Raw genomic sequence first — 8,785 nt, 5'->3', positions numbered from 1 at the left:
CCGCCGGCCCCTCCGACCCCGTGCTCCTCGCGAAGGCCCTGGGCGAGCTGGAGCGGATGGTGGGCCTGGAGCCCGTGAAGCGGCAGGTGCGGGCGCTCTCCGCGCAGCTGCACATGGCGCGGCTGCGCGCCGGCCAGGGCCTGCCCGTGCAGCCGCCTAAACGGCACTTCGTCTTCTCCGGCCCCTCCGGCACCGGCAAGACCACCGTCGCCCGCATCCTGGGGCGCGTCTTCTACGCGCTCGGGCTGCTCGGCGGCGACCATCTGGTGGAGGCGCAGCGGGCCGACCTGGTCGGCGAGTTCCTCGGCCAGACGGCCGTCAAGGCCAATGAGCTGATCGACTCGGCGCTGGGCGGGGTGCTCTTCGTCGATGAGGCGTACAGCCTCTCCAACTCCGGCTACAGCAAGGGCGACGCCTACGGCGACGAGGCGCTCCAGGTGCTGCTCAAGCGCGCCGAGGACAACCGCGACCGGCTGGTGGTGATCCTGGCCGGCTATCCGGAGGGCATGGACCGGCTGCTCGCCGCCAACCCCGGTCTCGGCTCCCGCTTCACCACCCGCGTCGACTTCCCCAGCTACCGCCCCCTGGAACTCACCAGCATCGGCGAGGTGCTGGCCGCCGAGAACGGCGACGGCTGGGACGACGAGTCGCTGGAGGAGCTGCGCAGCATCAGCGGGCACGTCGTGGAGCAGGGCTGGATCGACGAGCTGGGCAACGGCCGCTTCCTGCGCACGCTGTACGAGAAGAGCTGCGCGTACCGCGACCTGCGGCTGTCGGGCTTCCCGGCCACGCCCACCCGCGCCGACCTCGCCACGCTGCGGCTGCCGGACCTGATGCAGGCGTACGGCGAGGTCCTCTCCGGCCGCGGCCCGCTGGACCGCGACCCGCGGGAGCCGCAGTAGCCCCCGCGGATCGCCTCCTGGCGGCCTGCCTCGCTCAGCCCGCCATCGCGTCCCGCTCGGCCGGCACCAGCGGTGTGCCGCCGCCCGCCGTCCGCGGGTGCCGCAGCAGATCGCCCGGCACCGCGTCGGGCCGGGCCTGCGGCACGGCCCGGTGCGAGGGGTCGCGGACCTCGCCGACCAGCTTCTCCAGGACGTCCTCCAGTGCGACGAGGCCCAGCACCCGGCCCGAGGAGTCCGCCACGGCCGCGAGGTGGGCCGCTGCCCGGCGGAGCACGGTGAGCGCGTCGTCCAGCGGGAGCTCGGCCCGTAGCGTGTCGATGCGCCGCCAGACGTGCTGCGGCACCGCCCGGTCCCGGTCCTCCAGCTCCAGTACGTCCTTGACGTGCAGATATCCCATGAACGCGCCGCCGGGGGCGCGGACCGGGAACCGCGAGTAGCCGGTCCGTACGGTCAGCTCCTCGATCTGCCGGGGCGTGGCCGACGGGTCGATGGTGACCAGGGTGTCCGGGTCCAGGAGGACGTCGGTGACCGGGCGGCTGCCCAGCTCCAGCGCGTCCTCCAGCCGCTCCTGCGCCTCGGGATCGAGGAACCCGGCCTGCCGGGAGTCGTCCACGAGGTGGGTGAGCTGCTCGCTGGTGAAGACCGCCTCCACCTCGTCCTTCGGCTCGACGCCGAAGAGCCGCAGCACGCCGCGGGCGCACGCGCCGAGCAGCGCGGTGACCGGCCGGCACAGCCGCGCGAAGGCGACGAGTCCGGGGCCCAGCCACAGCGCCGCCCGGTCGGGGGCGGACATGGCCAGGTTCTTGGGCACCATCTCGCCGATGACCAGGTGCAGGAAGACCACCAGGGCGAGCGCGATGGCGTAGCCGAAGGGGTGGACCAGCTGTTCGGGCAGGCGCGCCGCGTGGAAGACGGGCTCCAGCAGGTGCGCCACGGTCGGCTCGGCGACCGCGCCGAGCGTCAGCGAGCAGACGGTGATGCCGAACTGCGCCGCCGCCATCATCTGCGGCAGGTTCTCCAGCCCGGTCAGGACGGTGCGGGCGCGCGCCGAGCCCTCGGCGGCGCGCGGCTCGATCTGGCTGCGCCGCACGGAGACGAGCGCGAACTCGGCCCCCACGAAGAAGCCGTTGGCGAGCACGAGCAGGAGGGCGAAGAGGAGTTGCAGCAGGCTCATCGGTTCTCTCCCTGCGTGCCGCCGGTCCGGGCGATCCGCACCCGTTCGGCGCGGTGGTGGCCGACCTGGCGCACCGAGAGGCGCCAGCCGGGCAGTTCGGCGCTGTCGCCGGGGGCCGGGATGCGGCCGAGCAGCGTGGCGACGAGCCCGGCCACGGTCTCGTACGGGCCGTCGGGGGCGGTGAGGCCGATGCGGCGCAGGGTGTCGACGCGGCAGCCGCCGTCGGCGTCCCAGGCGGGCCGCCCGTCCTCGGTGAGGGCGGCGGCCAGCTCCGGCAGGTCGTGGCCGTCGTGTTCGTCGCGAACCTCGCCGACCAGCTCCTCGACGATGTCCTCCAGGGTCACCACCCCGGCCGTGCCGCCGTACTCGTCGACGACCACGGCTATCGGCTGCTCGCTGCGCAGCTGCTCCAGCAGCGGCCGTACGGGCAGCGTCTCGGGTACGAGCATCGGGGGCACGGCGACGCGCGCCACGGGGGTGCGCAGCCGCTCGTGGGCGGGGACCGCCAGGGCGTCCTTGAGGTGGACCATGCCGACGACCTCGTCCAGGCGCTCGCGGTAGACCGGGAAGCGGGAGAGGCCGGTGGCGCGGGTGAGGTTCAGGACGTCCTCGGCGGTCGCGGACGACTGGAGGGCGCTGACCTTGACGCGCGGCGTCATCACGTGCTGCGCGGTCAGCTCGCCCAGCGAGAGGGTCCGTACGAACAGGTCGGCGGTGTCCTGCTCGATGGCTCCGGCGAGCGCCGAGTGCCGGGCGAGCGAGACGAGCTCGCCGGGGGTGCGGGCCGAGGCCAGCTCGTCGGCGGGCTCGACGCCCAGGGCCCGTACGAGCCGGTTGGCGACCTTGTTGAGGGCGGTGATCACGGGCCGGAAGAAGCGGGTGAAGGCGTGCTGCGGCCCGGCGACGAAGCGGGCGACCTGGAGCGGCCGGGAGACCGCCCAGTTCTTGGGCACCAGCTCGCCGATGATCATCTGGACGGCGGAGGCCACCAGCATGCCGACGACCACCGCGAGGCCCGCCCCGGCGCCGCCGGGCAGGCCGACGGCGGAGAACGGGCCGGCCAGCAGCCGGCCGAGCGCGGGCTCGGCGAGCATGCCCACCACCAGGGAGGTGATGGTGATGCCCAGCTGGGTGCCGGAGAGTTGGAAGGAGAGTTCGCGGAGCGCCTCGACGACGGTCCGGGCGCGGCGGTCGCCGTCGGCGGCGGCCCGCTCCGCCTCCGGCTTCTCGACGGTCACCAGCCCGAATTCGGCGGCGACGAAGAAGCCGTTGGCCAGGATCAGAAGGAGGGCTGCCGCGAGCAGCAGGAGAGACACGGTGATGCTCATGCCGCCGCCTCTTGGTGGGGGGCGGCGCAGGTACTACAGGACGATCCGTCCATCGCTGGAGGGAGTCACTCCTCGGTTCGCAGGTCCCCCGCCGGCCGGTTGGGGCGCGGCCGCTTGGGTGCGGGGCGGAGCACGGTGTGTGCCCGTGGCACCAGAGTAATCAAGGAGGCCCCGCCCGGGGCAGCCGCCTCAGGCGGAAGCCGCGCCCGCTCCGTGCGTCTCGGCCAGGGCGCGCAGCGCGCGGGCGTCGCCGATGGCCTGCTCCTTGGCGACGCCGGGCTGGATGCCCATGGCGGGCAGGCTGGTGCCGTCGGCGAGGTCGAGGTGGACCCAGGCGTCGCCGGGGCGCAGATTGACGCGGACGATCTGCGCCCAGTCCAGGCGGCGGGTCGTGGTGAGGTTGACGACGAGGACGCCGTCCGGACCAGCGACGATCTTGGGGCGGCTGAGCAGCACCAGCACCGCGAAGATCACCACGCCGGTGGAGATGAAGGTGGCCTTGTCCCCGGGGCTCAGGGTCTCCAGCAGCAGCGACATCACGGTGAGCGCGACGAGCACGGCCGTGCCCACGGTCAGCAGGACGACCCGCGTGCGGGTGGGCCGGAAGGTGACCGGCAGGGCGGGGAGGTCGGGCTGGGTCGCGGGCACGGACGTCATCTCTCGTGGAGGGATCTCGCGGTGGGGTCTCGCGGGGGGGGATCTCGCGGGGCGGAGGTGCTGGGGGTGCTCAGAGGCGGCAGGCGTGGATGCCCGTGGTGAGGATCGCGCGGGCGCCCAGGTCGTACAGCTCGTCCATGATGCGCTGGGCGTCGCTGGAGGGGACCATCGAGCGGACGGCGACCCAGCCCTCGTGGTGCAGCGGGGAGACGGTGGGCGACTCCAGGCCGGGGGTGAGGGCGACGGCGCGCTCGACGTGCTCGACGCGGATGTCGTAGTCCATCATCACGTACCGCCGGGCGACGAGGACGCCCTGCATCCGGCGGAGGAACTGCCGGATCTTGGGGTCGTCGACGCCCTCGCCGGTGCGGCGGATGACGACGGCCTCGGACTCCAGGATCGGCTCGCCGATGATCTCCAGACCGGCGTTGCGCAGCGTGGTGCCGGTCTCCACGACGTCGGCGATGATCTCGGCGACGCCGAGCTGGATGGCGGTCTCGACGGCCCCGTCGAGGTGGACGACGGAGGCGTCCACGCCGTGATCCGCGAGGTGCTTGCCGACCAGCCCGTTGAAGGACGTGGCGACGGTCATGCCGCCGAAGTCGCGGACGTCCGAGGCGGTGCCGGGGCGGGTGGCGTAGCGGAAGGTGGAGGCGGCGAAGCCGAGCTGCATGATCTCCTCGGCGTTGGCGCCGGAGTCGAGCAGCAGGTCGCGGCCGGTGATGCCGATGTCCAGCTTGCCGCTGCCCACGTACACGGCGATGTCGCGGGGGCGCAGGAAGAAGAACTCGACCTCGTTGGCGGCGTCGACGAGGACGAGTTCCCTGCGGTCCTTGCGCTGCTGGTAGCCGGCCTCATGGAGCATCGCCGACGCAGGCTCGGAGAGAGAACCCTTGTTGGGGACGGCGATGCGCAGCATGAGGTCTGTTTCCTTTGTACGTCGGGGTGTTGGACGTTCGCGGTGGTGCGGGGTCCGGCCGGGGCCGGGTCAGAGGTGAGCGTATACGTCGTCGAGGGAGATCCCCCGGGCGACCATCATCACCTGAACGTGGTACAGCAGCTGGGAGATCTCCTCGGCGGTCGCGTCGGCGCCCTCGTACTCGGCGGCCATCCACACCTCGGCGGCCTCCTCGACGACCTTCTTGCCGATGGCATGCACGCCCTTGTCCACCAGTTCGGCGGTGCGGGAGGTGCTGGGGTCGCCGGAGGCGGCCTTGTGCTGGAGCTCGGCGAAGAGCTCCTCGAATGTCTTCTTGGCCATGGTGCGGCCAAGCCTACGGGGTGCCGGGCCCGGGCTCAGCGCCAGGGCTCCGACACGGAGCGCAGCGTGGTCGCGGTGGCGACGGCGGCGGTGACCGCCTCGTGCCCCTTGTCCTCGCGCGATCCCTCGATGCCGGCCCGGTCCAGGGCCTGCTCCTCGGTGTCGCAGGTCAGCACGCCGAACCCGATGGGCACCCCGGTGTCGACGCTGACCTGGGTGAGCCCCTGGGTGACGCCCTGGCAGACGTATTCGAAGTGCGGGGTGCCGCCGCGGATGACGACGCCGAGGGCGACGACCGCGTCGTAGCCGCGGCCGGCGAGGACCTTCGCGACGACGGGCAGCTCGAAGCTGCCCGGCACCCGCAGCACGGTGGGCTCGTCGATGCCCAGTTCGCCCAGGGCGCGCAGCGCGCCGTCGACGAGGCCGTCCATGACCTTCTGGTGCCACTGGGCCGCGATGACCGCCACACGCAGGTCGCCGCAGTTCTTCACGCTCAGTTCGGGTGCGCCCTTGCCGCTCACGTCTCTCCTCGGTGCTGGTGCTGGTGCTGTGCTGTCGTCCGGTAAGGCTCTGTTACTGGTTGCCGCAGGCGGAGGCGCGCTCGGCGTCCAGCCACGGCAGGTCGTGCCCCATCCGGTCCCGCTTGGTGCGCAGGTAGCGGAGGTTGTGCTCCTGGGCCTGTACGGGCATGGGCTCGCGGCCGGTGACCACGAGGCCGTGCCGGACGAGGGCCGCGACCTTGTCGGGGTTGTTGGTCATCAGCCGCAGGCTGCGGACGCCGAGGTCGGCGAGGATCTGCGCGCCGGCCGCGTAGTCGCGGGCGTCGGCGGGCAGGCCCAGTTCCAGGTTGGCGTCGAGCGTGTCGCGGCCGCGCTCCTGGAGCTCGTACGCGCGCAGCTTGGACAGCAGGCCGATGCCGCGGCCCTCGTGGCCGCGGAGGTAGAGGACGACGCCGCGGCCCTCGGCGGTGACGCGCTCCAGGGAGGCGTGCAGCTGCGGGCCGCAGTCGCAGCGCTGCGAGCCGAAGATGTCGCCGGTCAGGCACTCGGAGTGGACCCGGACCAGGAGGTCCTCGCCGTCCCCGATGTCGCCGCTGACCAGCGCGATGTGCTCGACGCCGTCGACGGTGGAGCGGTAGCCGTATGCGCGGAAGTCGCCGAAGGCGGTGGGCAGCCGGGTGGCGGCCTCGCGGCGGACGGTGGGCTCGGCGGAGCGGCGGTAGGCGACGAGGTCCTCGATGGAGATGATCGCGAGGCCGTGCTTGCGGGCGAAGGGGACCAGCTCGGGCAGGCGCAGCATGGCGCCGTCCTCGCCCGCGATCTCCACGATGGCGGCGGCCGGGCGCAGCCCGGCGAGGCGGGCGAGGTCGACGCCGGCCTCGGTATGGCCGGGCCGGACCAGGACGCCGCCGGGGCGGGCGCGGAGCGGGAAGACATGGCCGGGGCGGACGAAGTCGCCGGGCTCGGCGCCCTGGTCGGCCAGCAGCCGGATGGTGGTGGCGCGGTCGGCGGCGGAGATGCCGGTGGTGACGGCGTGCGCGGCGCTCGCGTCGACGGAGACGGTGAAGGCGGTGCTCATCGACTCGGTGTTGCGGGCGACCATCTGCGGCAGGTCGAGCCGGTCGAGGGCGCTCGCCTCCATGGGCGCGCAGATCAGGCCGCGGCACTCGCTCATCATGAAGGCGACGATCTCGGGGGTGGCCTTCTCGGCGGCGATGACGAGGTCGCCCTCGTTCTCGCGGCTCTCGTCGTCGACCACGACGACGGGGCGGCCGGCGGCGATGTCGCTGATCGCGCGGGCGACGGGGTCGAGGGTGAGGTCTTCGGCCTCGTACCAGCTGTGCAGTGCGGTCATGCCGCCGCTCCTTCCGGGATGGGCTGCTGGGTGGTCGTGCGGGAGCGCAGCCACCAGTCGCGCAGGCCCCACAGGACGAGGCCGAGGTAGACGACGTAGACGAGGCCGGCGAAGGCGAGGCCGCTGGTGAAGGCGAGCGGGACGCCGACCAGGTCGACCAGGAGCCAGGCGAACCAGAATTCGACGAGGCCGCGGGCCTGGGCGACCATCGCGGTGAGGGTGCCGACGAAGATGTACGCGTCGGGCCAGGGGTTCCAGGACAGTTCGGGGACGGCGGCGAAGAGCGCGCCGACGGCTGCGGTGCCCGCGGCGGTGCCGGCGGCCAGCAGGGCGCGCTCGCGCCAGGTGGCGAAGCGGACGGCGATGGAGCCGTCCTGCGCGTCGCGCCGGCCGCGCCGCCACAGCCGCCAGCCCCACAGTGCGACGCCGATGACCAGGAGCTGCTTGCCGACGCCGCCGGACAGGTGCGCGTAGGCGTAGGCGGAGACGAGGACGACGCCGGAGAGCAGCTGGGCGGGCCAGGTCCAGATGGAGCGCCGCCAGCCGAGGGCGAGGGCGATCAGTCCGATGGTGTTGCCGATCATGTCGGACCAGATGACGTGCTGGCCGAGGACGGCGAACGCCTCGCCGTTCAGCCAGCCGATGGCAGTCACTTGGCCCTCTCCGTACGGTCTCCGCGGTCGCCCAGCAGCCGCTCCACGTACTTGGCGATGACGTCGACCTCAAGATTGACGCGGTCCCCGGGCTCCTTGATGCCGAGGGTGGTCATGGCGAGAGTGGTGGGGATGAGGCTGATGGTGAAGTAGTCGGGGCCCGCGTCGACGACGGTGAGGCTGATGCCGTCGACGGTGATGGAGCCCTTGTCCACGACGTAGCGGGTGAGGTCGGCGGGCAGGGAGATCCGGACGGTGTCCCAGTGCTCGGAGCGTTCGCGGTGGGTGAGGGTGCCGGTGCCGTCTACATGGCCCTGGACGAGATGGCCGCCGAGCCGGCCGCCGAGCTCCATCGGGCGTTCCAGGTTGACGCGGGAGCCGACGGAGAGGTCGGCGAGGCTGGAGCGCTTCAGCGTCTCGGCCATCACGTCGGCGGTGAACTCGCCGTCGCCCCACTCGACGACGGTGAGGCAGACGCCGTTGACGGCGATCGAGTCGCCGTGGCGGGCGCCCTCGGTGACCGCGGGGCCGCGCAGGCGGAAGCGGGAGGCGTCGCCGAGCTCCTCGACGGCGGTGACCTCACCCAGTTCTTCGACGATTCCGGTGAACACGTGACTCTCCTAGCGGGCAGGGTGCGGGGCGGCGGCGCGGCCGGGGGCGGCGGGGCCCGCTCCGGCGGCGGCGGGCCGGCCGCGGGGGACTGCGGTGATGCGCAGATCGGGGCCGAGGCGGTGGATCTCACTCACGTCGAGGCGCAACGCCTGCGAGATCGTGCCGATTCCGGCGTCCGTCAGCACGGCGGGCCCGGCGCCGAGCAGGGCGGGGGCGAGATAGCCGACGACCTTGTCGACGGCGTGGGCGGCGAGGAAGGCGCCGGCGAGGGTGGCGCCGCCCTCCAGCAGGACCGAGCGCACGCCGCGGCCGTACCGCGCGGCGGGCGGGGCGTGGGTGTCCCG

At 73.1% G+C, this 8,785-nt stretch carries 11 protein-coding genes; 1 reads left to right on the top strand and 10 read right to left on the bottom strand.

All coding sequences use genetic code 11. From position 1 onward, the window contains the following. Window positions 1-902, top strand: a 902-nt coding sequence (locus ACFU99_RS22525; RefSeq protein ID WP_384394699.1) for an AAA family ATPase, incomplete at its 5' end; no start/stop codon positions are given. Window positions 903-936: 34 nt separating this feature from the next. Here the strand turns inward: ACFU99_RS22525 and ACFU99_RS22520 are convergent. From ACFU99_RS22520 to ACFU99_RS22475, 10 genes are all read right to left on the bottom strand, one after another. Then, window positions 937-2,076, bottom strand: coding sequence for a hemolysin family protein (locus ACFU99_RS22520; protein ID WP_384394697.1), 1,140 nt, complete (start codon window positions 2,074-2,076; stop codon window positions 937-939). Continuing rightward, the gene (locus ACFU99_RS22515; RefSeq protein ID WP_384394701.1) at window positions 2,073-3,398 is read right to left on the bottom strand and encodes a hemolysin family protein; all 1,326 of its coding nucleotides are present in this window, start codon (window positions 3,396-3,398) and stop codon (window positions 2,073-2,075) included. Before ACFU99_RS22515 ends, ACFU99_RS22520 begins: the two co-directional genes overlap by 4 nt. A 195-nt stretch (window positions 3,399-3,593) precedes the next feature. Beyond that, window positions 3,594-4,061, bottom strand: coding sequence for a PH domain-containing protein (locus ACFU99_RS22510; protein ID WP_384394696.1), 468 nt, complete (start codon window positions 4,059-4,061; stop codon window positions 3,594-3,596). Window positions 4,062-4,131: 70 nt separating this feature from the next. Further along, window positions 4,132-4,980 carry an ATP phosphoribosyltransferase gene (gene hisG, locus ACFU99_RS22505; RefSeq protein ID WP_384394694.1) on the bottom strand — a complete coding sequence of 283 codons (849 nt, stop codon included), beginning with the start codon at window positions 4,978-4,980 and terminating at the stop codon, window positions 4,132-4,134. Window positions 4,981-5,049: 69 nt separating this feature from the next. Then, window positions 5,050-5,322, bottom strand: coding sequence for a phosphoribosyl-ATP diphosphatase (locus tag ACFU99_RS22500; RefSeq protein WP_384394692.1), 273 nt, complete (start codon window positions 5,320-5,322; stop codon window positions 5,050-5,052). Between the two features lie 35 nt (window positions 5,323-5,357). After that, a complete protein-coding gene (gene ribH, locus ACFU99_RS22495) occupies window positions 5,358-5,843 on the bottom strand; it encodes a 6,7-dimethyl-8-ribityllumazine synthase (protein WP_384394689.1) in 486 nt (161 codons plus the stop codon). A 52-nt stretch (window positions 5,844-5,895) separates the two neighbouring features. Continuing rightward, the gene (locus tag ACFU99_RS22490; protein ID WP_384394687.1) at window positions 5,896-7,176 is read right to left on the bottom strand and encodes a bifunctional 3,4-dihydroxy-2-butanone-4-phosphate synthase/GTP cyclohydrolase II; all 1,281 of its coding nucleotides are present in this window, start codon (window positions 7,174-7,176) and stop codon (window positions 5,896-5,898) included. After that, window positions 7,173-7,829: a nicotinamide riboside transporter PnuC gene (locus tag ACFU99_RS22485; protein ID WP_384394685.1), complete on the bottom strand. Its 657-nt coding sequence runs from the start codon at window positions 7,827-7,829 to the stop codon at window positions 7,173-7,175. Before ACFU99_RS22485 ends, ACFU99_RS22490 begins: the two co-directional genes overlap by 4 nt. Beyond that, window positions 7,826-8,440, bottom strand: coding sequence for a riboflavin synthase (locus ACFU99_RS22480; protein WP_384394683.1), 615 nt, complete (start codon window positions 8,438-8,440; stop codon window positions 7,826-7,828). The genes ACFU99_RS22485 and ACFU99_RS22480 overlap by 4 nt, the downstream gene beginning before the upstream one ends. Window positions 8,441-8,449: 9 nt before the next feature. Beyond that, window positions 8,450-8,785 (bottom strand): RibD family protein (locus ACFU99_RS22475; protein WP_384394681.1); only part of this gene is annotated, 336 nt, incomplete at its 5' end.

This window comes from Streptomyces sp. NPDC057654, assembly GCF_042800135.1.
Lineage (GTDB): Bacteria > Actinomycetota > Actinomycetes > Streptomycetales > Streptomycetaceae > Streptomyces.
The sequence above is the reverse complement of the archived record's forward strand: the minus strand, read 5'-3'. Positions and strand labels throughout refer to the sequence as shown.